This is a genomic window from Streptomyces silvisoli, from assembly GCF_029269905.1.
GTDB lineage: Bacteria > Actinomycetota > Actinomycetes > Streptomycetales > Streptomycetaceae > Streptantibioticus_A > Streptantibioticus_A silvisoli_A.
On sequence record NZ_JARJBC010000016.1, the window covers coordinates 178,658 to 204,857 of the forward strand.

Sequence of the window (26,200 nt, forward strand, 5' to 3'; positions counted from 1 at the left end):
TGCTATCGACGCTGTCGGTTCTGCTGTCCGGTGGGCGTCGTGGCCGCAGGAGGCCAGGGAGTTTGTACGTGCTGGGCGGGGACTCCGACGGCGAGCGTCGAGCGTAGGCGGGCGGCTTCGGCACGGCGGTTGGGTACCGGGTTGCGGGCCGTGTGTTGGATGCGGGTGAGGAGGACCCGAGCCGGGAGTCGGGCGGTGTCGAGTTCACGTTGTGAAGCGGCCTCGTTGAGGAGTTGGTGGGGTTTGTGGCCGCCTGCTTCGGCGTCGGCGAGGACGGTGGCGAGGGCGGGCCAGTTGGGGTCGGCGAGGATGCGGGCCGCATGCTCCGGAACGGCGGCTTTGACGTCGGCTGCGAGGGTGTTGCGGGTTTCCTGCCTGGGTTGGCGGCGGGTGAGTTCGGCCAGCTGCTCGGCTGTGGCCTGGTCGTAGGCGGTCTGAAGGTGCTGGACGGCCTGGTGGGCGGCTGCGCTTTGCTGGGCGTGGCTGCGGGCTTGGTGCCAGCGTTCGGCGAGGACGACCGACCAAATCATGGCTTCGAGGAGCACGGCGAGGGCACTGCCGTCCTTGCCGGTGCCCGCATAGACGATGTCGCGGGCGGCGGTGCGCAGGCTGGCCGCCGCTGCGTTCTCTGCGCGGATCTGGGAGCGCTGGGCTCGGGCGAAGGCTCGTGTCGCTGCCTGGAGTTCGGCGCGGACGTGGTTGGGTGCGGTTTGGGCGGTGGCCTCGATCAGCTCTCCCAGCGCGGCGATGTGCGCTTGGGCCGTCGCGTCACCGCCGCCGTCGTCGGTGTCGGTGAGGTGGATGGTGAGGGTGTCGAGGGTTTCGGTGGCGCGTTGCCAGGGGGTGCTGGGCCGGTTGCGGTGGGCGGTGGGGTACTCCTCGGGCGGTGTGGTGGCCAGGCGGTCGCGGAGCTTGGGCAGGGACAAATCGGGGGCGATCTTTCCGCCGGGGTGGTAGATCTGCTGGCCGTTGTCGTTGACGTCGCCGGGCCGACCGACGGCGTAGCCCAGGAGGTCACCGGACGGTCCGCGGCGGGCCTTGACCTCGACGCCGTCGGCTTCGAGATAGGCGAGGAGTTCCTCAACGGTGGCGGCGTGCGGGATGGCGGCCCGGATGCGGTCCTGGAGCCATTCGCGACTGGTTTGCTCCCAGCCGAGGCGTTCGGCCTTGTGCATCTCGCCCTGCGTGGGGCGCCTTGTGGCGGTGCCGTCGCCGGGGTTGAGTTGGCGTAGGCCGTAGTGCTTTTCGATCTGGCGGCATTCCTCCCCGGCGCGGACGCCGCTGTTGTGGAGTTTGGGGCGGCGGCCGTCCTCGCGGACGGTGGTGGCCAGGATGTGGATGTGGTCGTCGGCATGACGGACGGCGATCCAGCGGCAGGCCAGGTCGTCGCCTTCGGGGGCGATGCCGGTTGTTTGGACGATGCGCTCGGCGATCTCGGCCCACTCGGCATCGGACAGGTAACGGTCTTCGGGTGCGGCGCGCACGGGGCAGTGCCAGACGTGGTCGGTGAGTTGCTTGCCCGCTTCGCTGTTGCGCAGCCGGACCGGTTCATCCAGGTAGCGGGCGAGTTCGGTGAGGGTGGCAGCCTCGTCTCGGCCGGGGTCGGGCATGCCGAGCGTGGCGAAGGCGGCGACGATGTGGGGGTCGTGGTGTTCGTCGTGGCGGCCGGGGCCGTAGAGGTAGGCGAGCAGTCCGCGGGTGTTGGAGCCGGGCTTCTTGATGGCGGCGATCACGGTGGTTGGTTCAGGCTTCCTGGTCGGCGCTCTGGCGGAGGGCTTCGGCAATCTGCGTGAGCAGGTGGTGGAGTTCGTTCACGGTGTGGGGGAGGTCGGCGGCCGGTTCGTAGCCGCCGTTGAGGGCGCGGGCGATCTGGTTGATGTTGTTGGCGATACCGCTGAGCTGGCGCATGACCTTGGCGCGGAACTCGTGCGTGAGGCGTCGTTCTTCCGCGAGGGGCAGGTCGATGAAGAACCGGCCGTCGATGAAGGCCAGGACGACGTCGGCGGCGAACCCGGACAGACCTCGGTAGCCGTTGGCGGCAGCAACTGCACTCAGCCGGGGATGCTCATCGGGCTCGAACCGCAAAGGCCCAACCCGCTCCTGGCGCTTGACGCCGGTGAAGCGGCGGTTCTTCAACTCGGCGCCATCGGCATCGCCAGCGAAAGTGTCGCTATCGTCGGCGGGCTCGTTCGGGCGGAGGCTATCGAGGATCTGCTTCTGGACGGCGAGGAGCTCCTCTGGGGCTGGGTCACCCTCGGCCACGACCTTCTGGCCCGGCGCGCCCTCGCGCCGGGCCGTCTCCGCCACCCCCGGGGCGGAGACTCCCCGAATCCGGCCGCGAGTCGGACTCGGGGTACTACTGGCTCCGCCAGGGGCTACGAAGTTGAGCGCCCGCCGCAAACGCTCCTTCCAGCCGACGGACTTCGCAGGCGGCTCGGTGCCTTCGTCGGCGCTGGATGCGGGGTGCGGGCTGGTGCTCACAACATTGTCTCCGTGTGGGGGTCGGTGGTGTAGATCGGCGGCTGGGTGTCACCCGCGAGGGGCAGGCGTGGTGGCCAGGACTGGACGGGTTTGGTCGGGCCGGATACGGGGTGTGTGAGGAGCGGCTGACCGGATTCGCGGAAGCCCGTGACGACTGACCGGACTTCCGCGAAAGGGAAGTTGAGAGCGGGAGCGACCGGTCACCAGGCCGGGCGACGGACGGGTAGCACCTGTCCCGAGGGCGCGGTCACTCGTGGGCAGGGTTCTCGCGCGCTTCCTCATCCCGCAGGTCAGCCGATTCCGCCAGTTCGGCGCGCAGAAGGTTCATCAGCTGGGTGAAGCGAGCGCTGCCGATAGGGAGCCTGGCTTCCCGGATGGCCTGCTGCACCGCGGCGACCGTCACACCGTGCTCGGCGACGGCCGGTCGGGCGACCGCCAGAAGCTGGTCCATGCTGGCCCCAGGCGGACGGCCCGTGCGCTTCCGCCGGGCTGCGGCCTCCCGGTCAGCTTGCGGTTCCAGCGACTGGGCCCGAGTGCCACCGTCTGTGTCATCGGGGTCGGGACAGGTCTGGGTCGTACCGGTCGGCGAGGTAGGCCCATTCGCTGCGGGGTCGTTGACCGCGCTGGTCCAGCCGTTGGGGCCAGCATCGGGTGCTGGGTCGGCGGTGTGGCGGGCGATGAGGATGCCCAGGTGGACGGCTCCGGCCAGGGCGAGTGGGGCGATCATCGACAGAGCGCCGACGGCAGTATCACCGAGGTGGAGTCCCGATCGGATCGGCGTCTGGTCGTTGAGTCGGACGGCATGCAGGGTGTTGGCCCAGACGCTGGCCGCGGTGGAGGCCAGGAACAGGGTCCAGACGTAGGCGCGGGCGGTGAAGGCCGCCCCGCGCAAGATCAGCAGTGCACGGACGCCGTAGGCGATGAACCCATCGATGACCAGCGGGAAGAGGTAGGTCAGGGCTCCCCGGACGTGGATGGCCTCGGCGGTCTGCCGCAACGCGTCGTACGACAAGGCGAATCCCGCTGCGGCCAGGCCGATGATGGCGGCGCGATCCCAGGCGGTGACGCGGCTGGCCGGTATGCCGGAGGGCAGTGTGGTCGTGGACATGGGGGCGCGGTCTCCGTGGCTGGTGTGGGGATTGGTCTGGGGATCCGTCTTTGCCGTCTTGGGCGTTGCAGCCGCAGGTCAAGGCGGTCACGGCAGGAGGTGGCGGGACGGCACCGGCATCCGTCTTGGCTGCGGGTGCCGTCTTGCGGAGACGTCCGGTGACCTGTGGTTTTACGGCTGGGACGGCATGGACGGCACAAGACGGATGTGGGTGCCGTCCCAGCCCCGCCCGCCTGCACGGCGGTCGCTGCGCTTGCGGGTAGGCGGGCCGGTCTCGGACTGTGCCGTCTTCCGTCTGGTTGCCGTCTTGACCGCAGCCCGTCTGAGCTGCGCGATCACGGCATGGACGCCAGGGACGGCAACCAGGGGATGGGCCTTCAGACTGCGGCGTGTTCGGCGGCGTCCAGGGGGTGGATGGTGGGGCAGTACCGTCGCCAGGCGTCGGCGAACTTGTTGCGCGTGTAGCCCTTGCGCTGGATCTCGCCGACCCGCACGTTGCCCGGCCGGATGCCGTACTCGCGCAGCATCGCGCCAAGTCCCCGGGCCGTCAGGCCGCTACGTCCCTGCTCGCCCCATGGCGCTTCAGGGTCGTTGTTGAGGGCGTACAGCAGGTCGTCAGTGCACAGGCTGTCGACATCGCCTCGGGTGAAGAAGATCCGCCGGATGTCGGCCAGGATCCGCGCGCCGCCGGGGTTGTCCTCCTCGGTCTGGATCTCGGAGGCGACCATGCGAGCGCACGCCTGCCGAGCCAATCGTGGCCATGGGCCGCCTGCCAGGTCAGCCACGATGATTAGCGGCTCCCATGTGTCGGCGGCCCGGTCCTCCACCGGCATCTGAGGCTCCAGATGCAGGGCCTGGTCCAACAGGGGCTTGGTCCAAGTGGCCAACTTGAACCGGATCGTGTGAAGGGCCGGGGTGTCCCGCTTGGAGCGGAACGGCGAGACCCGCTCGCCTTCCGCGCGGCGGCGCATGCGGATGACCACCGACCGGTCCATGATCGTGTCCGGCAGGTCGCCGATGCCCGCGATGGCAGCCATAGCGAAGGTGTGGAACTGACGGGGCGTGTGGTCGTTGCCCACTACTCGCAGCACGTACCGGCCGCGCTGGTGACCGGCGTTGAGCAGGCCGCGCATCTCCTCGTTCTTCTCCGCCATCTTCGGCGTTCCGAAGATCGTGTCCGCCTCGTCCACCAGCAGGGTCGGCGGCTCCTCGCCAATCGAGCGGAACACCGCAGCCGGGGTGGAGTTGACCGTGATGACCGGGTCGTGCACCGTCTCGGTCAGCACGTCCAGCAGACGGGACTTGCCGCACCGCTTCGCCGGGCCGACCACCGCAAGACGCGGCGCGTGCTGCCACGCGGGCTGCAGATGGGTCGCTGCCACCCACAGCGTCACGGCATCCAGCGTCTCCGGCGAGGGCAGGATCACGAACTTCTTTATCTGCGCACGCAGTTCGTCCAGCAGCGCCGAGCCTACGGTCGGCTCCGGATCCGGGGCTGGTGCCTCGGCCGCTCCGACCAGCGAAGTGTGCTCGGGTTCCCGCTGGTCGGGCTTGCCCGGCGCTGCGACCGGCGGCCAAGCGGCGGCAGCGGGTGCGGAATAGGGCGGGGGGTTCTCAGGTTGCACCTGGTGGCTCCTCTTTTGCGCCGCGGGGCATGCAGGCCCAGCGGCGCGAATCGTTCGTTGGATGCGGGCGACGGAGTTTCCCGAGCCTCCGGCGTTGCCGCGCCGGAGGCTCGCTTTGTTCAGAGACCGGAGGCTCGCTCTGTCCCGTTTCGGAACGCTCGCTCGGTTCCCTGAGGGAGCACGGACAGTACGTCCACTCCCGGCAGCAGTCCAGCGCTTCTGTGTCAGCTCAGCGCAGAAACGTCTGCCATAGTGTCCTGCCTTCACGCCGCCAGGCCCAGCAGTTCCAGCAGGTCCGCCGTCACCACGCGGTAGGCGTTGCCCAGCCGCAGCACCCGGCACGGGTAGGCACCCCGCTTCGCCAGTTCATAGCCCTTGCTCCGCCCCAGCCCGAGTGCCCGGTTGCCTGTCTCCAGGTCAACGGCAGCAGGGAGGGCGAGAAGCTCCTCTCGGCTCATCCCCTTCACTCGCTCAGTCGTCGCGTCTCCGCGCATGCGGTACCCCTTTCGGTACAGCCCACGGCGAACGTGCCCCTCACGTCCGGCTCCAGGCGTCTACCAACCAGGATGACCAAGCTAATATGTCTATATGACACAACGCTGTTTCGATGATGAAGAGGACGACTTCCCGGAATGGGTGGATCGGATCAAGGCCAACGTGGCTGGCGAAGTCCGGCGCAGAAGGAAGGAGATGGGGTGGAGCGCACAGGATTTGGCGGACAAGTGCGAGCAGCTCGGGCATCCCATCCCGCGCAACGTGATCGCCAACATGGAGTCCGGACGCCGGGCCAACCTTCCGCTGGTGGACGTCATGGTCCTGGCCGCGGCCCTGGAGACCTATCCGGTCTGCCTGATCTTCCCGGTCGGGTACGTCGACGAGACCCAAGAACTCCCGTTCCAGGATCTCGTACCCACCTGGGACGCCCTACGGCGCTTCACGGGCGAGGAAGAAGTACCCATGTACGACGCCGGGCTGGTCCCCGACTTCGAACTTCACGCCAGCCTCGTGCGCACCGCCCTGGCCTGCCTCGAAGAGGAAGAACGGGCGCGGTTCACAGCCAAGACGGCAACCAGCCGCGCCCAGCAGGAAGAAGCCGAGCGCAAGCGGACCGAGTACGCCGACCAGGCCATCTCCGCCAAGTACAACCTCCGCCAACTCCGCCGGGAGATCCGCGAGGAGGGAGCCACCCCGCCAGACCTGCCGCCTGCACTGGGCGATGTCGACGTAAGCGAATCCGACACCAACGCCACCCCGGAGAAACACCTTTGAAGGGTTCCACCCACCGCCGCTGCTACTGCCGCGACCCCAAGACCGGCAAACCGCTCGGCAAGTCCTGCCCCAAGCTGGCCAGCCGCAAGCACGGCTCGTACTCCATACGTCAGGAGCTCCCGCCCCGCGAAGACGGAACCCGCCGCTCCTTCAGCCGCGCGGGCTACGAGAGCCTCAAAGCCGCCCAGGCCGACCTCGACCACGTCCGCGCGCTTCTCGGGCTCGCCGACGCCGACGATCCGGAAGGCGTCGCGTTGGTCGCTTCCATGTTGGAAGAAGTCGGCGCCGAGAAGGCACCCTTGCCTGACGTCGAGGAGACGCGGCGGCGTCTCAAGTCCGGCCAGGATCTGATCGGCCGCCTGACGGTTGGCGAATGGCTCGACCAGTGGCTCGCCGCCAAGCGCATCCGCAAGTCGGGGGTGAGCCGTTATGGGACGGACATCCGCATCCACCTCAAGCCGCGCATCGGCCACCTCCGGATCGACCGGTTGCGCGTAAGCCACCTCACCGAGATGTTCACGGCCATCGCCGAGGCGAACACGGTCATCCTGGAAGAGAACGCGCAACGGCAAGCGCTGATCGATGAGTTGGCCACCGTACCGTGGAAGGGTGCGGAAAACCGCGCACGCCGAAAGACCATGCGCGAGGCACTGGACTCGATGCCGCCGTTCCGGCGCATCACCGGTGCCGCCACCCGCCAGCGGATCCGGGGCACACTGCGGGCCGCGCTCAACGACGCGATCGCCCAGCAGATCATCACCTTCAACCCAGCCGCCCACGTCGAGCTCGACCCGGTGCGCAAGCCCAAGGCGCTGGTGTGGACGGACGAGCGGGTGGCCAAGTGGCGCGAGACCGGCGAGAAACCGTCGTCCGTCATGGTCTGGACGCCGAAGCAGACTGGCGCCTTCCTCGACCACGTCGCGGACGACCGGCTGTACGCGATGTGGCACCTCATTGCCTTCTGCGGCCTGCGCCGAGGTGAGGCGTGCGGGCAACCCTGGTCCGAGACCGATCTCGCCAACCACACCCTCACGGTGACAACCCAACTCGTGCAGGACGGCTGGGAGGTGGAGACCTCCGACCCCAAAACCGACAGCGGCTTCCGCATCGTCGCGCTCGACGACGACACGGTCGGGGTCCTGGAGCGGCACCGCAAGCAACAGGAGGCGGACCGCGCGGAGTGGGGCCCGGCGTGGGTGGAGACTGGTCACGTCTTCACCCAGGAGGACGGCTCCTGGCTGCACCCCGGCAAGGTCACCGACTACTTCGAGCGGCTCGTCGCCTCGTCCGCTCTCCCGCCGATCCGCCTTCACGACCTGCGGCACGGTGCGGCGACGCTCATGCTCGCGGCCGGGGTCGACGTGAAGGTGGTGTCCGACACGCTCGGCCACAGCGACACCCGGATCACGCGCGACATCTACCAGAGCGTCTTCCCCGAGGTCGCCAAGGACGCGGCCGAGGCCACCGCGAAGCTCGTACCGCTCCAGCGCAAGACCGAGGTGGAGAAGGCCCGGAAGGCGGCGGCCAAGGCGAAGAACGCCGCAAAGAGCCAAGCCAAGAAGAAGGGCAAGCGAAAGAAGCCCAAGGGCTAACCTCGAACGCCCTGCCCACCTATCGCGCACGCCTAGCGCCGCGAGACACCCCACCCATCGGCCGCGCAAGCCCCATGCGCAAGCAAAAGGCCAGGTCAGCGGCTATCTGACCTGCCCTTCTCCGGAGCCACCTGTTGAAAAACGAACCATTCTCGTGTACTGCGGATCGGTGCCAGAGACATCACCGCGTCCACCATGGCCAGCTTCAGTGCCGGATTCGCGCCAGTGCCAGTCAGGCGCCGGACTCAGGGGTCAGTCGTCGCTGACCACATAGAGACTGAGGTCTTTCGACAAAGTGCGGGCACTCTTCGCAATCGCCTCCCAGTCATCCCCATTAAGGGACTGGTAAGGCGGCTCCATCAACTCACGGTAGTCATCGAAGCCGGCGCGCGCTTCTGCGAGCCCTGTGTGCATACGCTGTTGGGCCTCCTCCGCCTTGGATGCCGGCGTGCCCGTTGGTTTCATCAGGACGCGAGCGCGGAGCCAGTCGTTGTTGGCCGCCGGCGCGCTAGGTAGTTCGCTGTTGCTGATCGTCTGGCCATCTTCGTCCAACCGCGGAAATTGCGGCTTCGGCTGCCGTGAAGCCCGGATGGTGGCCATGAGCTGCTTGATCCCCCATTCATTAGTGATCATCTTGTCGACGACCACGGAGGCATGGCCACGGTAGGCAGCAGACCCCCGGTCCACTCCCAGTCCACCAAGGGCCAGCAGTGGCACTACCGCCCGAGCGGCAACCTCGTAGCAGCGAGGGCCGCTTCCCCCTTCATCCACCTCGGCGAGGGCCTGCCGCTCCAACTTGTCCAAGTCAGCGTCGTCGGGGCGTGGAACGACCTCCCAATCGTGTCCCACGTTTGTCCAGAGTGCATGCACTGCAGCATTGCGTGCACGGTCCAGAAGCTGACTGTCCTGCCCAGAAAAGGAGCGCAAGGCCAGCTCAAACACGTAGGGAGACCGCCCCTTCGCGGAGAATGACTTCGCCCCGAGCACTTCGTTGATCAGCTTGCGCTCTTCCTTCTTCGGAGTTGTCATCAGCCGAATCAACCACGCGCAGCGTTCGTCACGATGGGTGCTAAGACCGAGCCGCCCGGCTACCTCTGCCAGCTCCTCACGCCCTAGAGCGAAGACAAGCTCGTCTGAACTGAGCAGACCATAGTCGGCCAGCGTATTCACTGCCCGCTCGGCAAGCAGGGTCTTCTGTGCCTCCACCGAGAACGCTTTCGGCTCGATATTCTGCGCGCCGAGTGCCAGATTCAGTGTGCTGACGTAACTCGTCTTACCCATACGCTGCTGCGGCGTGGCCTGCTCGTCCCAGCCCCAGCCAACGATGAGGTCGGCCTCAGCAGTGAGGGCATTGAGCCGCTGCTCGGCCTCGACCAGATCGTCCAGTCGCACGTCTGGGGCTTGGGCAAGCCGCTCTGCCCTTGTACCGAGCTCACGCATCTGTTTGTTGAGCCAACGCCGCTGTGCGGTCGGCTCCGTAGCGAGGATCTCAGATTCTGTCAACCGAAGGATCCGGTGTGCCGAAGCAGTCCGCGACGTACCATCCACAACCCCGACGGCTTGGCGTGGCGTACCGTCAGTGAAGCGAAACTCCACGTGCCCGGCAAGCAGCGGCATGAGGATACCGTTGGCTCCGATATCTTCCACCCAATTGTTGTGCTGGAGGACATAGGCCGCGTTGCTGTCCAGTGCACCGGCAACGGCCGACCGCGTTCCACGGTAGATGAGGGAAGGCCGCTCCGGTGGAGACTCCGGAGCCGGCAGGGCCAGGTGCGCAGATCCCAACTCGCCGACCCTGGGATCGGACAGATAGGTCTGGCCAACGACGAACCGGCCGTTCGTCGCGTCGACAAGGAGCATCGGCGTCCATACCGCAGTGCGCAGCAGGTTCAGCACCCTGTTGCCCCGTACCCGCTGCTTTCTGATCTGTGATGCCTGGACACTTCGGGGATCAACGACAGCAGCTAGCAGCTCTGCCGCAGTTTCTTCCGTGTGCCCTATCTCGACGTTCGCCTTCTGCACCAGCCGCTCAGCCGCGCTCTCGACAGACCGGCGATCCCTGACGACGAGGTGCGCGACGCGGTCCCGAAACACCTCCACCCGGTCCCGGTACTCCTGCTCCGGGATATCCCGCTCGATTTCCATGTCACTCATGAGTAGTAAGCCTCCCGCTTGACCGTGGGACGGAGGACAGGCACAGTGAAAGAGCCGGGCTCAGGAGGGCCCGGAAGTGGGGCCAGGTCATCCGCCGGACGACGGACACCTGGCCTTCGCGTTGTCAGGAACTGGCAGCGTGCCGCTTTAGGCTGTACCACATACGACATCGAGCTAGTGAGCGGCACCAGATCCGTGCACCAGAGCGCACCGACCACACGTCAGAACAGTCGCCTTGGTGCCGTTGAGCATCTCGGTCCAGTACTCGGGCCTCCCGTCCAGCGCCGCACCGAAGGCACCCACGCCAACGTCGGCCGCCCACAGGGCGTACTCCGCAGAACCTGCAGCGTGGCTCACCCGCAGGCCGTCCGGCAGTACTCCGGAACGGCGCAGCCCGGCCAGCCCGGCGATGTCACCCTCGTCCCGGACCGGCCCTCTAGACTCGAAGACCGCCTCGGTGACGCCACGGTCGACCAGAGCGGCGAGCAACGTCTGCTGAACCTTTCTCCGGGCGCGTTCCTGATGAGCGTTGTCCATCCTGCACCAAGTGGCGATCACGATCTCGGCTTCGATTGATGCCGTACGCCGGGAGAGGGAGAGCCTCCGCCGGGCGGACTCATCCCGCCAGTGGAGCTTGCTCTGTCCGGTCAGAAGTAAAGCCGCCATGAGGTCCCGGGCCTGTGGCACCTTGTGGGGGGGCATCACTACAGCCGACATCAAGTAAATCCCGGTGCCGCCCGTACGGCAGCGCAGGGATTCGTCGCAGAACGCCATGGTGTCCGAATCGATGGTTCGGGCAGACGCTGCGCCGTTCATCCTAGAGACCTCCGTCTCGTACGAGGGCACTCAGCGCTCGCACATAAGGCAGGTCCTGTACGTATGGGCACCCCCCGGGTCCTCACGACGCCGTCCAGCTGTGATGCGTGCCGAGTGCGTGGTGGGCGCGGGGTGGGTCTCCGACAGGAAGCGGAGACCGCCTCCGGCCGAGAGCCCCGTGTGCCGGGAGTCCAGGAGTGACTACTGTTTTGATTGCCATAAACCGTAGACTTGCGAACTGCCGTAGCGCAAATAAAGTTTGAACAGGCATCAGTTGATCCGATGCCGGCCGGTGTTTGCGAGAGCGGCCATCGGAACCTTGGGCTGGGCGGGGCTGCCAGCGCATGTCGGTTAATGCGCATCGCCTGGAAGGCCGCGGTAGGGCCGCAGACGGGCAGAGACTGCGCACGGTCGCGAGTCTTTATCTATGAAGCACCCCGAGCACAGCGATACCCGGATCACGCGCCGCGCCTACCAGAGCGCCTTCCCCGAGGTCACCAAGAAGGCCGGCGCGGCGACCACCAAGCTCGCCCCGCTCCAACTCAAGGCGGAGGCGAAGAGGACGGAAGGCGGCTGCGGCCAAGGCGGAGAAAACCGCAATGGGCCAGGGCAAGCCCAAGAAGCCCAAGGGCTAGCGCTGGGCACTCCGCTCACGCATCGCTCACGCACAGCACTGGGAGGCACCCCTGTCATCGGCCGCGCAATCCCCCTGCGCAAGCAAAAGGCCAGGTCAGCCGGTATCTGACCTGGCCTTTTCGGGAGCCGCCTAAGGGAATCGAACCCTTGACCTACGCATTACGAGTGCGTCGCTCTGGCCGACTGAGCTAAGGCGGCGTGTTGCAACGGCGCTAAGTCTACACAGTGCGTGGGGGTGCTCCGCACGTGGATGAATGGTGCGTATCGTTACGTAGTGTAGCGAAAGAGGTGAGGTGGGGGGTGGGGTCGGCGCGGTGGGGGATGTTGGGGCTGGGCGGGGCGCTGGTGATGCCGTCCACGCTCTCGCTGATCCGGAACGTCTTCACCGACCCGCGGCAGCGCACCCCTGGCCATCGGGATCTGGGCGGCCGGGGTGTGGCTGCTGCCGGAGTCCAAGGGTCCGCATCCTGGCCGGTTCGACTGGCCGGGGGCGTGCCTTTCCGTGGTCGGCATCGTGGCCCTCGCCTGGGGCATCAAGCACGTCGCCAAGGGCTCCCCCTCCCCGGCCGAACTGCTGGTCCTGCTGCTCGGCCTGTTGGCACTGGCGGCGTTCCCCGGGCGGCAGTTGAGGCTGCCCGATCCGCTGCTGGACGTAAGGCTGTTCACCAAGCCGGCCTTCGTGGCCGCGGCGCTCGCCACGCTGATGGCGATGCTGGCGATCGGGGCGGCGCTGTACCTGATCTCGTTGTGGTTGCAGTACGTGCACGGGTATCCGCCGTTCCAGGCGGGGCTGCGGACGCTGCCCGCGGCGCTCGCCACGCTCACCGGTGCGCTGTCCGCGCCGTGGCTGGATGCACCACCTGGGCGTGCGGGTGCTGCTGGGCGGCAGCCTGCTGGCGCTGGCCGTCGGGTTCGCGGTGCTCGCGGTGGTGCCTGAGCCCACCACGTATCCGGTGGTCGCCGTGGTCCTCGTGGCGCTGGGGCTCGGGGACGGGCATCGCCCGGCAGGTGGGCGGGGTCGCCGGGGTGAGCGTACTGGCCGCCGCGCGGGCCGCTTTCGACAGCGCGCTCACCACCACCGCGTATGTCTCCGCGGGCATCGTGCTCGCCGCCGCCGTACTGGCCACCGTTCTCGTGCCGCGCGGCTTCACCGTGACCGCCGCGCACTGAGCGCACGGCCGTCACGCGCAGGTCTTGCCGCTCGGCGGAACGCTTCCCTCCAGCAGGTAGCGGTTGACGGCGGTGTCGACGCAGTCGCTGCCGCTGGCGTAGGCCGTGTGCCCGTCGCCCTGGTAGGTCAGCAGCCGCCCGGAGGAGAGTTGTCCGGCGAGCGACCGCGCCCACTCGTACGGGGTCGCCGGGTCGCGGGTGGTGCCGACGACGACGATGGGCGCGGCGCCCTTGGCCTCGATCCGCATCGGCCGCCCGGTCGCCTTGACCGGCCAGGAGGCACAGCTCAGGCTCATCCAGGCGAAGTCGGGACCGAGGTGCGGTGAGGCCTTGCGGAAGGCGGGCAGCACGGCCTGCACATCGGCCGCGCTACGGGTGGCGGGCGGCAGGTCGAGGCAGTTGACGGCGGCGTTGGCGTACATCAGGTTCGAGTACGAGCCGTCGGTGGAGCGCTCGTAGTACTGGTCGGACAGGGTGAGCAGCGGGCCGCCGTCGCCCCGGTTGGCGGCGGACAGCGCCACCCGCAGCACCGGCCACAGCTGCTTGGCGTACATCGCCTCGATCAGCCCGGAGGTGCCCAGCGACTCGCCGAGCTGGCGGCTCTGGCCGGTGGGCAGCGGATGCGCGTCGAGGTTGCTGAGGAACCTGACGATGTACCGGCCCGCGGCGTCGGTGGTCTGGCCCAGGGGGCAACCGGTGTGCCGCACGCAGTCCTTGGCGAACGCCTGGAACGCGGTCTCGAAGCCCTCGGCCTGGGTGCGGCTCTCGTCGAGGGCGGACAGCGAGGGGTCCATCGCGCCGTCGAGTACGAGTCGGCCCACCCGGGACGGGAACAGGCCCGCGTAGGTGGCGCCGAGCATGGTGCCGTAGGACTTGCCGAGGTAGTTGAGCTTGGCGTCGCCGAGCAGTGCCCGCAGGATGTCCATGTCGCGGGCCGCCTCGATGGTGCTCACGTGCGAGAGCAGCTTCGCGGAGTGCTGCTCGCAGCCGTCCGCGAAGCGCTGATTGGCGGCGCTGATCGCGTTGATCTCGGACTGGTTGTGCGGGTCGTTGTCGACCTGGGTGAACGCGTCCATCTGCTGGTCCGTCAGGCAGACGACGGGCTCGCTGCGGGCGACGCCGCGCGGGTCCATGCCGACGATGTCGTAGCGGGCGCGCACCGGTGCCGGGTAGCGGGCGGCGGCGATCTGCGCGTAGTCGACCGCGGAGCCGCCGGGTCCGCCTGGGTTGACCAGCAGCGAGCCGATCCGCTGGCCGGGGCCCGTGGCCTTCTTGCGAGTGACGGAGAGGGCGAGGTCTTCGGCGGCGACCGGGTGGTCGTAGTCGAGCGGGGCCTTCATCGTGGTGCACTGGAAGCCCGCGGAACCGCAGTCGTGCCACACCAACTTCTGCGCGTAGTACGGCTTGAGGGCGTCGGGGACCGCGGTGGGCAGCGGGGCCAGGGGGGCGGCCGCCCGGCTGGCGGACGTCGTGTCCGACGCGGCGACGGTGCCGGTGGGCGTCGAGGCGGCGGCGCTGTGTCCGGTTCCGGCCGAGCAACCGGACAGCAGCAGGCCCGCGACGGCGAGCACGGTCGTGGAGGTACGGAGCAGGCGTGCGGTGTCCATGGGTGCCACAGGTCCTCCCGTCGGGTTTCGCGAGCCTATCCACACCGTGGTCCGGTATGCGTACTTCCGCGAGTTCTTATGAGTGATTGCGCGTGCGGGTTTTCGACCAGACCTGTGGTCAGCGGGTCCGCCGGACGGTGTCCGGCCAGGAGGCACGGAGGGCCGCCATCCGGGTGAGCCAGTGCCTTCGGCGACCGTACGCCAGTCGGTGCCGGTACGGATGCCGGTACTGGTACGGGTGGCGGTGCCGGTACGGATGCCGGTGCCGGTAGGCGTGCGGGTGCAGTTCCTCGGTGAGGTAGCCGGAGACCAGGGCGAGCAGATGGCGCCGGGCGTCGCCGCCGAGGGCCGGATCGCGGGTGACCTCGTCGAGGAACCGGGCCCGCACCCCGCTTCGGCGCAGCTCGGCCCGCAGCCGCAGCCCGGAGGCCCGCTGACGTGACTCGTCCACGGCGGCGGCGAGCAGCAGCCGTGGTCGGGGTCCGGGCCTCCCGCGCGGGACCGCGACGCCCGCGCTCTCGTAGGTGCCGGAGACGCCGGCCGCCGCGCGGTACCGCTCGGGGTGGGCCAGTTCGGCGCGCACCGCACACCGCGCGCCGTCCCCGAGACCGAGGACCGCGCGTGCGGCGCGGCCCCGGGCGGTGCGGTAGTGGCGGGCGACGGCGTCGAGGGCTGCGGACGGGTCGGTGCCGCAGTCGCGCGGCTGGACGACGATCATCGGATCGGCCAGCCCGTGGGCGATCGAGCCCGCCAGCGCGGCGTACAGCCGCCCGCCGTCCCGTTCATCCGGCAGATAGGCGGCGACCAGCGGAAACGCCTCGGCGCCCGGGCGGTCGTACTGTGCGGGCAGCCAGACCCGGGTGCCGTCCGGCAGCTCCTGGAGGGTCCCGTCGGCCGGATGCGCCACGGTGCGCGGCTGCTGGGGAGCCGGGTGCGGTACGGGGTGGGGTGCCGGGTGCGCGGAACGGTTCGCCAGTGGGCCTACGGCGGCGGGGTGCCGGGCGGACGGGGCATCGGCGGCCTGGGCGGTGCTGGGGCGGGGCCCGGTGTGCGGCAGCTGGATCGCGTAGCCGATGGCGGTGACCAGCACCAGCAGCGCGGCGGCGGCGCGGAGCGCGACCGGGCGGTAGTCGGTGGGAAGTTCGTAGACCCGGCCGCTGCGCTCGGCGGACCAGCGCAGTACGGCGGCGCGGGCGAGCAGCGCCGCCACGACGGCGAGTGCCGCGAGCGGCGCCGTACTCAGCAGGGCAGAAACCACCGACGCACCAACCTGGGGGGACGACATCGGGCCGTCCGGCCCGGGGCAGCGTGCAAGGCTTCCCCCCGACCGGCGTGCCGCCAACCGCGCGGTACCCGAGGATCACCCGAAGGCACCAACCGCTGACGGCCGCCCGGGTCACCCCGGTCAGCCCGCGCGCAGCGCCATCGTCATCGCCTCCACCGCGAGCAGCGGCGCCACATTGCCGTCCAGCGCCTCGCGGCAGGCCAGTACCGCCTCTATGCGGCGCAGGGTGTTCTCCGGTCGGCCGGACGCCGCCACGCGGTTGACGGCGTCGCTCACCTCGGCGTTGGCGATCGGCGTCGACGTGCCCAACTGGACGGTCAGCACGTCACGGTAGAAACCGGCGAGGTCGGTCAGCGCCTGGTCCAGGGTGTCCCGCTGGGTGCGGGTGGCACGGCGCTTCTGACGGTCGGCCAGCTCCTTCATGACGCCCGCTGTGCCGCGCGGCATCCGGCCGCCGCTACCAGCCGCGGCGCCCAGTGCGGCGCGCAGTTCCTCGGTCTCCTTGGCGTCGACTTCCTCGGCGACCTGCTTGGCGTCCTCGGTGGCCGAGTCCACCAGCATCTGCGCGGCCTTCAGACAGCCGCCTATGTCGTCGAGTTGGAGCGGCAGCCGCAGCACGGCGGCCCTGCGCTCCCGAGCCCGTTCGTCGGTCGCCAGCCGCCGCGCCCGGTCGATGTGGCCCTGGGTGGCGCGGGCGACGCTCGCGGCCAGCTGGGGCTCGATGCCGTCGCGGCGCACCAGCACGTCGGCCACGGCGTCAACCGGTGGAGTGCGCAGGTTCAGGTGGCGGCAGCGGGAGCGGATGGTCGGCAGTACGTCCTCGATCGACGGTGCGCACAGCAGCCACACCGTGCGGGGGGCGGGCTCCTCGACCGCCTTGAGCAGGACGTTGCCCGCGCCCTCGGTCAGGCGGTCGGCGTCCGCCAGGACGATCACCTGCCAGCGGCCGTTGGCCGGGGACATGGAGGAGCGGCGCACCAGGTCGCGGGTGTCCTTCACGCCGATCGACAGCTGGTCGGTGGCGACGACCTCCACGTCGGCGTGCGTACCGACCAGGGTCGTGTGGCACCCGTCGCAGAATCCGCAGCCGGGCGCGCCGCCGAGCGCGCGGTCCGGACTGACGCACTGCAGGGCGGCGGCGAAGGCGCGGGCGGCGGTGGCACGGCCCGAGCCGGGGGGGCCGGTGAACAGCCAGGCGTGCGTCATCTTGGATGACGCACGCGGTGCGGGCACGGCGCCGGTGGTGCCCGTGGCGGTCGCGGCAGCGGTGACGAGCGCGTCAGCGTCGCGCGCGGCGTCTGTGAGCTGCGCTACGACGGGGTCCTGGCCGATCAGGTCGTCCCAGACTGCCATGGGGGTGCCTTTCCCTGTGGTGCGTGGTTCTCATTCTGGGGGATGGGTCTGACAGGGGTTCCTCCCATCCGCCTGCGCCGCCTTTCCGGTGAGACCGGCGGCGCCGCCTTCCGGTGGGGCGCCTTCCGGTGGGACCGGCGGGGTCGCCTCTCCGGTGGGGCCGCGGCCGGGATGCCCCCGCTGGCAGGGGGCATCCCGGGGGCCGGGGGACGCGCCACAGACCCCTTCGCCAGCACCGCACGCGCCAGGCCCCGGCCCCACACGCGCACCGATGGAGCGCCGCCGAAGGCGGCCTACCGCTTGCCGCGGCCCCGCCGGTCGTCGGAGTCCTCGTCGCGCGGGCCCAGCAGTTCGTCGGCCAGCGTGGGCAGGTCGTCCAGCGGGGTCTCCTCTGCCCAGCTGGGGCGAGGGCGCTTGCGGGGCTGGGGGTCCACCTGGGGGAGTTCGCGGGTGCGCTCCTCGTCGCGGAAAAGCCACGGCGGAACGCGGTCCGCGGGGTTGGCCTCGGGGCGTACCGGCGGCAGCACCGCGGTCTCGTCCTGCGCGGAATCGGGGCGCACCGGGGGCAGTACCGCCGTCTCCTCGGCCTCCGAAGGCCGTACCGGCGGCAGTACCGCCGTCTCTTCGGCGTCGTCCGCCGGGCGGGGGACCTCGACGGTGCGGGTGGTCTCCGTCTCCGGCGGGGTGGCGCGCGGGGTCTCGACCGTCTGCGTGGTGTCGTTCGGCTCGGCCACCGCCGGGGTCTCGACCGTCTGCTCGGCGGCGGCCGCCGCCTCCGCGGCCTGTCGGGCCTGCTCCGCGCGCAGCAGGGCCTCCTCGGCCTGGCGCTGCCTCTCCAGACGGCGCTCCTCCGCTTCGGCGCGCAGCCGGTCCTGCTCGGCCTTCTGACGGCGCAGCCGCTCCTGCTCCTCGGCCTGGGCGCGCTCCTCGGCCCGCTTGCGGGCCTCCTCCGCCTGGCGCTCGGCCTCCTTGCGGGCGGCCTCCTCCTCGGCCCGCTTGCGGGCCTCCTCGGCCTGGCGCTCGGCCTCCTCGCGGCGGCGCTGCTCCTCGGCGAGGCGCTTACGCTCCTCCTCCTCGGCACGCAGCCGGGCGAGCTGCTCCTGGCGTTCGCGCTCCTGGCGCTCCTCCTCGGCCTTGCGGGCGGCCTCCTCCTCGGCCCGCTTGCGGGCCTCTTCCGCCGCCTTGCGCTCGGCCTCCGCGCGGGCCTCGATCTCCTGCTCGGACAGCGGCAGCAGCTGGTCGAGCCGGTGCCGGATGATCCGCGTCACCGCCTCCGGTTCCTGGCCGGCGTCGACCACCAGGTACCGCGACGGGTCGGCCGCGGCCAGCGTCAGGAAGCCCTTGCGCACCCGCTCGTGGAACTCCACGGGCTCGGACTCCAGCCGGTCCGGAGCCTCCGTGAACCGTTCCCGCGCGGTCTCCGGCGAGACGTCCAGCAGCACCGTCAGATGCGGCACCAGCCCGTTGGTGGCCCACCGGGAGATCCGGGCGATCTCGGTCGGCGACAGGTCGCGCCCAGCGCCCTGGTAGGCCACCGAGGAGTCGATGTACCGGTCGGAGATCACGACCCCGCCGCGCTCCAGTGCCGGGCGGACGACGGTGTCGACGTGCTCGGCGCGGTCCGCGGCGTACAGCAGGGCCTCGGCACGGTGCGAGATGCCGGTGCTGGAGACGTCCAGCAGGATCGACCGCAGCCGCTTGCCGATGGCGGTGGCGCCGGGCTCGCGGGTGATCACGACCTCGTGGCCCTTGCCCCGGATCCACTCGGCGAGCGCCTCCACCTGGGTGGACTTGCCCGCGCCGTCGCCGCCCTCGACCACCAGGAAGAAGCCGCTGGCGCCCGACGTCTGCTCCGGCTCACCGCCCCGCAGCGCCTCCCGCAGGTCGCGCCGGAGCGACACGCCCTGCCGGTCGTCGAGCTTGCCCAGCACCAGCGCGGCCACCGGCAGCAGCAGCGCGCCCACCAGCATCAGGGTGTACGCCGCACCGCCGTGGTCGAAGGTGAAGTGCCCGGTCACCACCCGGTGCGGCCCGATCGCGCCCGCGACCAGCGGTGCGACCACCGCGGCGGCGCCCACCGCGACCCGTACCACCGCGTGCAGGTGCTCGGTTGTGCGGGCCCGGCGCGGTTCCTCGGCCTCCTGGTCGATCAGCGCGTGGCCGGTGTTGGCGGCGACCCCGGCCGCGTAGCCCGCGAGCAGCGCGAGCAGCAGCACCGTGGTGGCGTCCGGCACCAGTCCGACGAGCAGCAGCGCGACGCCGCAGACCGCGATGGCCAGGCCGAGCAGCCGGCGCCGGGAGAGGCCGGGCAGCACCCGGGTCGCGGTGCGTACACCCAGTACCGGCGCCGCGGTGAGCGCCAGCACCAGCAGCCCGAACTCGACCGGTCCGCCGTCGAGGTCGGCGGCGTGCAGCACGGTGAGCGACACCGCCGCCGCTACGGCCCCGGCGACCGCGCCGCAGGCCAGCACGAGGGTGGGCAGCGCGCCGGTACGGCCGCGCTCCTGGCCCGCGGGCCCCTTGGGCAGCCGCAGGCCCTCCAGCGGCGAACGCGGCCGGGGCGTGCTGGTGCCCGGCAGTTCGAGGAAGTACAGCACCGCGATGGACGCGGCGAACAGCCCGGCCGCGACGTACGAGGAGAGCGCGACGGGGTGCAGGGAGAACCATTCGACGCCGACCGCCAGCACGTTGTTGACGAGCGTGACGGCGACCAGGCCGGCCGCGGCGACCGGCAGCGCGACGAATCCGGTGCGCAGGTTCAACCGGCGCAGCGCGTCGAGGTGGTCGGGGGCGGGCCGCACCGCGCCGCCGTCGGCCGGTGGGGCGGGCAGCAGCGCCGGGGCGGCGCCGTCCTTGGCGACCTTCCAGAAGCGCTCCGCGCCCCCGGTGACGAAGACCGTCACCAGCAGCCAGGCCAGCGCGCTGTTCGGCAGCCACTCCACCCACAGCGGGGCGACGACGAACAGCGCGAGCCGTACCCCGTCCGCGCCGATCATCGTCCAGCGGCGGTCCAGCACCCCGGAGGGCGCGGTGAGCGCCGACAGCGGTCCGAGCAGCACCGCGCCGAAGACGAGGGTGGACAGCAGCCGCAGCCCGAAGACGGCGGACAGCGCGAAGGCCACCGCGCGGTAGCCGCCGCCGAAGCTCTGCGCCTCGTCGGCCGCCTGGACCGCCAGCACCAGCAGCACCAGCAGTCCGAGTCGGTCGCCGACCGCGCCGGTGAACTGGGCGGTCCACAGCTTTCGCAGGGTCGGAATACGCAACAGCGAGGACACGGCACGCTCGCGGGAGTCCGCGGCGAGTGCTTCCGTGAAGTCGGTGGAACCGTGGGCCTCGCCCGTTGGCTGCTCGGCACGCGTCATCCTGCCAGCCTAACCGCAGGGGCCCCGCGCGAACCGCCCCGGCCGAGAGGTCGTCCGGGGCGGTTGCCGAGTCGTGACGGAACGATCATCCGCCGATCAAATCGGCCCGGTTACTCGGGCTGCTCCGCGACGGCCGCCTTCTTCGCCGCGGTGGTCTTGGCGGCGGCCTTCTTGGTGGTCGTCTTCTTGGCGGTGGTCTTCTTGGCCGCCGTGGTCTTCTTCGCGGTGGTCGTCTTCTTGGTCGCCGTCTTCTTGGCGGCGGCCTTCTTCGCCGGAGCCTTCTTGGCGGTCTTCTTCGCCGGTCCCTTGGCGCGCTTCTCCGCGAGCAGCTCGAAACCGCGGTCCGGCGTGATCGTCTCCACGTCGTCCTCGCGGCGCAGCGTCGCGTTGGTCTCGCCGTCGGTGACGTAGGGGCCGAACCGGCCGTCCTTGACCACGACCGGGCGTCCGCTGGTCGGGTCGGTGCCCAGTTCCTTCAGCGGCGGCTTGGCGGCGGCGCGGCCACGCTGCTTGGGCTGCGCGTAGATGGCCAGCGCCTCGTCCAGGGTGATGGTGAAGAGCTGCTCCTCGCTCTCCAGCGAGCGCGAGTCGGTGCCCTTCTTCAGGTACGGGCCATAGCGGCCGTTCTGCGCGGTGATCTCGGTGCCGGACTCCGGGTCGGTGCCCACGACGCGCGGCAGCGACATCAGCTTCAGCGCGTCCTCAAGCGTCACGGTGTCCAGCGACATCGACTTGAACAGCGAGGCGGTGCGCGGCTTCACCGCGTTCTTGCCGGTCTTCGGGGTGTCCTCGGGCAGCACCTCGGTGACGTACGGCCCGTAGCGGCCGTCCTTGGCCACGATCATCCGGCCGGTCTGCGGGTCGGTGCCCAGCTCGAACTCGCCGCTGGGCTTGGCCAACAGCTGTTCGGCGTACTCGACGGTCAGCTCGTCCGGCGGCAGGTCGGCGGGCACGTCGGCGCGCTGGCTGCCCTCCTCGCCCTTCGCGCCCCGCTCGACGTAGGGGCCGTACCGGCCGACGCGCAGCACGATGCCGTCGCCGACCGGGAAGGACGAGACCTCGCGGGCGTCGATCGCCCCGAGGTCGGTGACGAGCTCCTTCAGGCCGCCGAGGTGGTCGCCGTCGCCGTTGCCCGCGTCGGCGGCGCCGCCCGCGGTGCCCTCGCCGAAGTAGAAGCGCCTCAGCCACGGCACGGCCTGGGCCTCGCCGCGGGCGATGCGGTCGAGGTCGTCCTCCATCTTGGCGGTGAAGTCGTAGTCGACCAGTCGGCCGAAGTGCTTCTCCAGCAGGCCGACCACGGCGAAGCTCAGGAACGACGGGACGAGGGCGGTGCCCTTCTTGAAGACGTAGCCGCGGTCCAGGATGGTGCCGATGATCGACGCGTAGGTGGACGGGCGGCCGATCTCGCGGTCTTCCAGCTCCTTGACCAGCGACGCCTCGGTGTAGCGGGCCGGGGGCTTGGTGGCGTGCCCGTCGGCCTCGATCCCCTCGGCGGTCAGCGGGTCGCCCTCGGCGACCTGCGGCAGCCGGCGCTCACGGTCGTCCAGCTCGGCGTTGGGGTCGTCGGCGCCCTCGACGTAGGCCTTCATGAAGCCGTGGAACGTGATGATCTTGCCGGAGGCGGAGAACTCGGCGTCCCGGCCGTCGGACGACCGGCCGCCCACCTTGACGGTGACCGACTGGCCGACCGCGTCCTTCATCTGGGAGGCGACGGTGCGCATCCAGATCAGCTCGTACAGCCGGAACTGGTCGCCGGTCAGCCTGGTCTCGGCGGGGGTGCGGAAGCGGTCGCCGGAGGGGCGGATCGCCTCGTGCGCCTCCTGGGCGTTCTTGACCTTGGAGGCGTAGGTGCGCGGCTTGTCCGGCAGGTAGTCGGCGCCGTACAGCTCGGTGACCTGGGAGCGGGCGGCGGCGATCGCGGTGTCCGACAGCGTGGTGGAGTCGGTTCGCATGTAGGTGATGAAGCCGTTCTCGTACAGCTTCTGCGCCACCTGCATGGTCACCTTGGCGCCCATGCCCAGCTTCCGGCTGGCTTCCTGCTGCAGCGTGGTGGTGCGGAACGGGGCGTACGGGGACCGGCGGTACGGCTTGGACTCGACGGACCGCACGGAGAACCGGCTGTCCGCCAGCCCGGCGGCGAGTGACCGGGCGCCTGCCTCGTCCAGGTGGAGCACGTCGGCGCCGGGCTTGAGCCTGCCGTTCGGGCCGAAGTCGCGGCCCTGGGCGACTCTTCGGCCGTCCACGCTGGTCAGCCGGGCGCCGAAGGTGCCGGGGTCGGTCTGGTCGCCGCCGCGGCCGGTGCCGAAGGTGCCGGTGAGGTCCCAGTACTCGGCGGAGCTGAAGGCGATCCGCTCCCGCTCGCGCTCGACCACCAGACGGGTGGCGACCGACTGAACCCGGCCCGCCGACAGCCGCGGCATGACCTTCTTCCACAGCACCGGGGAGACCTCGTAGCCGTACAGCCGGTCGAGGATGCGGCGGGTCTCCTGGGCGTCGACCAGGCGCTGGTTCAGCTCGCGCGGGTTGGCCACCGCCTCCTGGATCGCGTGCTTGGTGATCTCGTGGAAGACCATCCGGCGCACCGGGACCTTGGGCTTGAGGACCTCCTGGAGGTGCCAGGCGATGGCCTCGCCCTCGCGGTCCTCATCGGTGGCCAGCAGGAGTTCGTCGGCCTCGGCGAGGAGTTCCTTGAGCTTCTTGACCTGGCTCTTCTTGTCGCTGTTCACGACGTAGATCGGCTGGAAGTCGTGCTCGACGTCGACACCGAGGCGGCGGACCTCGCCGGTGTACTTGTCGGGCACCTCGGCGGCGCCGTTCGGCAGGTCGCGAATGTGCCCCACGCTCGCCTCAACCACGTAGCCGGGACCGAGGTAGCCCTTGATCGTCTTCGCCTTGGCGGGCGACTCGACGATGACTAGGCGGTGGCCGCCCTGCGTGGTGTCGGTGGTCGGGGACAACTTGGGCTCTCTCTCCGGATCGAAAGGGTGACGCTGCGGAGTGTGACCGTAACCCAGCCCCCCGTGTCAAACGGGAAAAGTCCGCAACGCCACTCGAACGGTAACCCGACAGTCGGGCTTTCTGCCCCACGGCCCACCCGGCCGGTTACCTTCCGGCCGTGCCACCGCGCCGCCCCGGTCAGTCCACCGGTTCGATAAATCCCTGTTCAACGAGGAGGCGGATGGCGGCCGGGGTGCGGTCGCGGAGCACCACCGGGTCCTCGCCGAGCAGCTGCGCGATCGCGTCCAGAATGCGACCGGCGGTCAGCGTCCCGTCACAGACCCCGGCGAAACCGGCGCCGACCGTGTCCACCTTGGTCGCCCGACGCATACCCCGGTTCGAGCGGAGCACAACATGCTCGGGGTCCTCCGAGCCGGGCAGTCCGACCTGCTCCTGCACCACCTCGTCGGCCAGCCGGAAGCGGGCCGCGAGCAGCGCCGCGTCGTCGTGGGCGCGCAGGAAGTCCTGGCGTTCGAACCACTTCCCGATCTCCGGCCCCAGCGGTTGCTCCACCGGGTGCGGCCACTCCTCCGCTGTGACGGACGGCATAGCGGAACCCGAGTTCCGCAGCGTGATCCACCCGAATCCGATGCCCTTGACCCGACGGCGTTCGAATTCTTCCAGCCATTCGTCGTACCGGGCCGCGTAGCTGGCCGGATCGGAGCGGTGGTCGCCGCCGTCGCGCAGCCACAGTTCCGCGTACTGCGCCGGATCCTGCACCTCACGCTGGACGATCCACGCGTCACAGCCGGACGGCACCCAGGAGGTGACGCGCTCCCGCCAGTCCTCGCCGTCCACGTGCTCCCAGTTGGCGAGCAGCTGGCAGTAGCCGCCCTCGGTGAGGTGGTCGGCCGCCTGGTGCACCAGGGTGCGGCACAGGTCGTCGCCCGCCATCCCGCCGTCGCGGTAGACGAAGCGCTCGCCGGGGGAGATCACGAACGGCGGGTTGGAGACGATCAGATCGAACCGCTCGTCACCCACCGGTTCGAACAGGCTGCCCTGCCGCAGGTCCGCCTCGCGCACCCCGGACAGCGCGAGGGTGAGCCGGGCGAAGTGCAGGGCGCGCGGGTTGACGTCGGTCGCGGTGACCTGGGAGGCGTGCGGGGAGGCGTGCAGCGCCTGGACGCCGGATCCGGTGCCCAGGTCCAGGACGCGGGAGACGGGGTTGCGGATGGTGATGCCGGCGAGCGTGGTGGAGGCGCCGCCGACACCCAGCACCAGCTCGGAGCGGCTGGCCGTGGACATCCCGCCCGCGCCGCCCTCGTCGGTGGCGCCGCGCGCCGCCGCCGCGCCCGCGGCGCCACCCACCGCGCAGCCGAGGTCGGAGACGATCCACCAGTCCTCGCCTGACTCGCCCGCCCGTCGCCCGGCACCGCCCTCGTCGCGGGCTCCGGGCGCCGCCGCCACACCCGCGAACGGCCGTACGTCCACGGTGGCCCACACGGTGTCGCCGTCCCCGGCCCGCAGCCAGCCGTCGGCGAGGGCGTCGTCCAGCGGAAGCGCCGCGCGGGCCTGGTCCCTGGTGGCCGGGCGCTGCAACAGGAACAGCCGGATCAGGGTCTCCAACGGGCTGCCGCCGCGGGTGGCGCGCAGTGCCGGAACGGTCTCGCCACGGGAGAGCGCCGCGTACGCCGTGGCGCCCAGCAGGTCCAGGCACCCGTCGGCGGTGAAGTCGGCGGCGCGCAGCGCGTCGCGCAGCCGGGCGGTGCGGTCGGGGTCCGCGGTGGGAAGGCCGGGGACGCTGATGGTGCTCGGGCTGTTCTGGCTCACGGGGTCATTCTCCCGGACTCGGGCCCGGCCGGGCGCCCCCTGATCGGGTCACCCGGCCGGGCCGAGGTCAGGCCGCGCCCGGCCCTCAGCTCGACTTGGACGGCGACGGGGAGGCCGAGCCCGAGGGCTTCGCGGACGGCTTCGCCGAGTCGCTCGCGGACGGGCGGGCGGACGAGCCGCCCGACGGCTGGGCCGACGGCGGCTGGGAGGCGCCGGGGTTGCCCGCCGCGCCGGACGGCGACTGCGGGTTCACCGGGGACGGCTTCTGGCAGCCGGGCTGCTTGGCCATCGCCTTGCCGACATCGCCGGACTGCAACTTGTTCAGCGCGTCGTCGCCGCTCCTGCCGACGTTGGTGAGCTGGCCGACGACACTCTTGAGGCCGTCCGCGAACTTCCCCTGGTCGCTGGTGTTCAGGCCGTCGACCGCCTTCTTGAGGTTGTCGTACGAGCCCGCCGTGTCGTTCAGCTGCTTGACCGCGTTCTGCTGCAGCGTCGCTCCGTTGTTGACGGGCGGTGCGCCCGCCTTGTTCACCGCGTCGGCCAGCGCCTTGTATGCGCCGGAAATCTGCCCGAACGCCGTGGAGTCGGTGTTCTTCACGTCTTCTGGCTTGTGGTCGCCGCTGGAGACCGACGCGATGGAGTTGCTGGCGTCCTGAATCTTCTTCAGCTGCGGCTGCACCTGGTCGCAGACCGACTTGGCGTACGCGTCGACCTTGTCGTTCGAGCTGCTGCTGCACCCCGCGAGCGCCAGCGTCAAAGTCGCCGCACCGGTCGTCACGGCCATGAGCTTCTTGTTCACCGGGTGAGTCCCTTCCGTGGCTCTACGGCCCCGGAACATACACGGAGAACCGGGAGCGTTCGCGAGTCGATCAGCCGGTACGACCGGGAATTGGGCCAATTGCACCACGTCACAGCCATCAAGTGACACTTCTCGCACGGGGGCGGGCGGCGCGCCCCCGTGCGAGAAGAGTCACT

General features: G+C 70.3%; 19 protein-coding genes and 1 tRNA gene. 5 read left to right on the forward strand and 15 right to left on the reverse strand.

Features of this window, described 5'->3' with window-relative positions:
• Positions 1-2: 2 nt before the first annotated feature.
• The 5 genes from P3G67_RS24195 to P3G67_RS24215 all read right to left on the reverse strand — a co-directional run bounded on the left by P3G67_RS24195 (position 3) and on the right by P3G67_RS24215 (position 5,708).
• On the reverse strand, positions 3-1,733 hold the full coding sequence (locus P3G67_RS24195) for a relaxase/mobilization nuclease domain-containing protein (RefSeq protein WP_276095355.1): 1,731 nt from the start codon (positions 1,731-1,733) through the stop codon (positions 3-5).
• A 10-nt stretch (positions 1,734-1,743) separates the two neighbouring features.
• Complete coding sequence (locus P3G67_RS24200; RefSeq protein WP_276095356.1) at positions 1,744-2,307, reverse strand: MobC family plasmid mobilization relaxosome protein; 564 nt, start codon at positions 2,305-2,307, stop codon at positions 1,744-1,746.
• 421 nt (positions 2,308-2,728) lie between these two features.
• Entirely contained in the window at positions 2,729-3,589 is an 861-nt protein-coding gene (locus P3G67_RS24205) for a DUF2637 domain-containing protein (protein WP_276095357.1), read from the reverse strand.
• Between the two features lie 377 nt (positions 3,590-3,966).
• The gene (locus P3G67_RS24210) at positions 3,967-5,214 is read right to left on the reverse strand and encodes a DUF3631 domain-containing protein (RefSeq protein ID WP_276095358.1); all 1,248 of its coding nucleotides are present in this window, start codon (positions 5,212-5,214) and stop codon (positions 3,967-3,969) included.
• 263 nt (positions 5,215-5,477) lie between these two features.
• Positions 5,478-5,708: a hypothetical protein gene (locus tag P3G67_RS24215; RefSeq protein ID WP_269855185.1), complete on the reverse strand. Its 231-nt coding sequence runs from the start codon at positions 5,706-5,708 to the stop codon at positions 5,478-5,480.
• A 94-nt stretch (positions 5,709-5,802) separates the two neighbouring features.
• Here P3G67_RS24215 and P3G67_RS24220 point away from each other — a divergent pair, with 94 nt between their 5' ends.
• Positions 5,803-6,483, forward strand: coding sequence for a helix-turn-helix domain-containing protein (locus P3G67_RS24220; protein ID WP_276095359.1), 681 nt, complete (start codon positions 5,803-5,805; stop codon positions 6,481-6,483).
• A complete protein-coding gene (locus P3G67_RS24225) occupies positions 6,480-8,075 on the forward strand; it encodes a tyrosine-type recombinase/integrase (protein ID WP_276095360.1) in 1,596 nt (531 codons plus the stop codon). Before P3G67_RS24220 ends, P3G67_RS24225 begins: the two co-directional genes overlap by 4 nt.
• 252 nt (positions 8,076-8,327) lie before the next feature.
• Here the strand turns inward: P3G67_RS24225 and P3G67_RS24230 are convergent, their stop codons facing one another.
• Both P3G67_RS24230 and P3G67_RS24235 read right to left on the reverse strand, forming a co-directional pair.
• Positions 8,328-10,229, reverse strand: coding sequence for a hypothetical protein (locus tag P3G67_RS24230; RefSeq protein WP_276095361.1), 1,902 nt, complete (start codon positions 10,227-10,229; stop codon positions 8,328-8,330).
• 174 nt (positions 10,230-10,403) lie between these two features.
• The gene (locus P3G67_RS24235) at positions 10,404-11,075 is read right to left on the reverse strand and encodes a hypothetical protein (RefSeq protein ID WP_276095362.1); all 672 of its coding nucleotides are present in this window, start codon (positions 11,073-11,075) and stop codon (positions 10,404-10,406) included.
• 397 nt (positions 11,076-11,472) lie between these two features.
• Here P3G67_RS24235 and P3G67_RS24240 point away from each other — a divergent pair, with 397 nt between their 5' ends.
• Positions 11,473-11,790, forward strand: coding sequence for a hypothetical protein (locus P3G67_RS24240; RefSeq protein WP_276095363.1), 318 nt, complete (start codon positions 11,473-11,475; stop codon positions 11,788-11,790).
• A gap of 15 nt (positions 11,791-11,805) precedes the next feature.
• Here the strand turns inward: P3G67_RS24240 and P3G67_RS24245 are convergent.
• Positions 11,806-11,879: transfer RNA gene (locus tag P3G67_RS24245), tRNA-Thr, on the reverse strand.
• Positions 11,880-12,114: 235 nt separating this feature from the next.
• Here P3G67_RS24245 and P3G67_RS24250 point away from each other — a divergent pair.
• Both P3G67_RS24250 and P3G67_RS24255 read left to right on the forward strand, forming a co-directional pair.
• On the forward strand, positions 12,115-12,618 hold the full coding sequence (locus P3G67_RS24250) for a hypothetical protein (protein WP_276095364.1): 504 nt from the start codon (positions 12,115-12,117) through the stop codon (positions 12,616-12,618).
• Between the two features lie 71 nt (positions 12,619-12,689).
• Entirely contained in the window at positions 12,690-12,851 is a 162-nt protein-coding gene (locus P3G67_RS24255) for a hypothetical protein (protein WP_276095365.1), read from the forward strand.
• Positions 12,852-12,862: 11 nt separating this feature from the next.
• On the opposite strand, the gene P3G67_RS24260 is transcribed toward P3G67_RS24255, so the two are convergent.
• The 7 genes from P3G67_RS24260 to P3G67_RS24290 all read right to left on the reverse strand — a co-directional run bounded on the left by P3G67_RS24260 (position 12,863) and on the right by P3G67_RS24290 (position 26,024).
• Entirely contained in the window at positions 12,863-14,458 is a 1,596-nt protein-coding gene (locus P3G67_RS24260; RefSeq protein WP_269855188.1) for an alpha/beta hydrolase, read from the reverse strand.
• 118 nt (positions 14,459-14,576) lie between these two features.
• Positions 14,577-15,743, reverse strand: coding sequence for a hypothetical protein (locus P3G67_RS24265; RefSeq protein ID WP_276095366.1), 1,167 nt, complete (start codon positions 15,741-15,743; stop codon positions 14,577-14,579).
• A 120-nt stretch (positions 15,744-15,863) separates the two neighbouring features.
• The gene (locus P3G67_RS24270) at positions 15,864-17,096 is read right to left on the reverse strand and encodes a DNA polymerase III subunit delta' (protein ID WP_276095367.1); all 1,233 of its coding nucleotides are present in this window, start codon (positions 17,094-17,096) and stop codon (positions 15,864-15,866) included.
• A 293-nt stretch (positions 17,097-17,389) separates the two neighbouring features.
• Positions 17,390-20,458 (reverse strand): dTMP kinase, encoded by a 3,069-nt coding sequence (gene tmk, locus P3G67_RS24275; protein ID WP_276095368.1) that lies wholly within the window; start codon positions 20,456-20,458, stop codon positions 17,390-17,392.
• Positions 20,459-20,568: 110 nt separating this feature from the next.
• The gene (gene topA / locus P3G67_RS24280; protein ID WP_276095369.1) at positions 20,569-23,415 is read right to left on the reverse strand and encodes a type I DNA topoisomerase; all 2,847 of its coding nucleotides are present in this window, start codon (positions 23,413-23,415) and stop codon (positions 20,569-20,571) included.
• Positions 23,416-23,593: 178 nt separating this feature from the next.
• Positions 23,594-25,225 carry a DUF7059 domain-containing protein gene (locus P3G67_RS24285; protein WP_276095370.1) on the reverse strand — a complete coding sequence of 544 codons (1,632 nt, stop codon included), beginning with the start codon at positions 25,223-25,225 and terminating at the stop codon, positions 23,594-23,596.
• Positions 25,226-25,310: 85 nt separating this feature from the next.
• Entirely contained in the window at positions 25,311-26,024 is a 714-nt protein-coding gene (locus P3G67_RS24290) for a small secreted protein (protein ID WP_276095371.1), read from the reverse strand.
• Positions 26,025-26,200 lie beyond the last annotated feature (176 nt).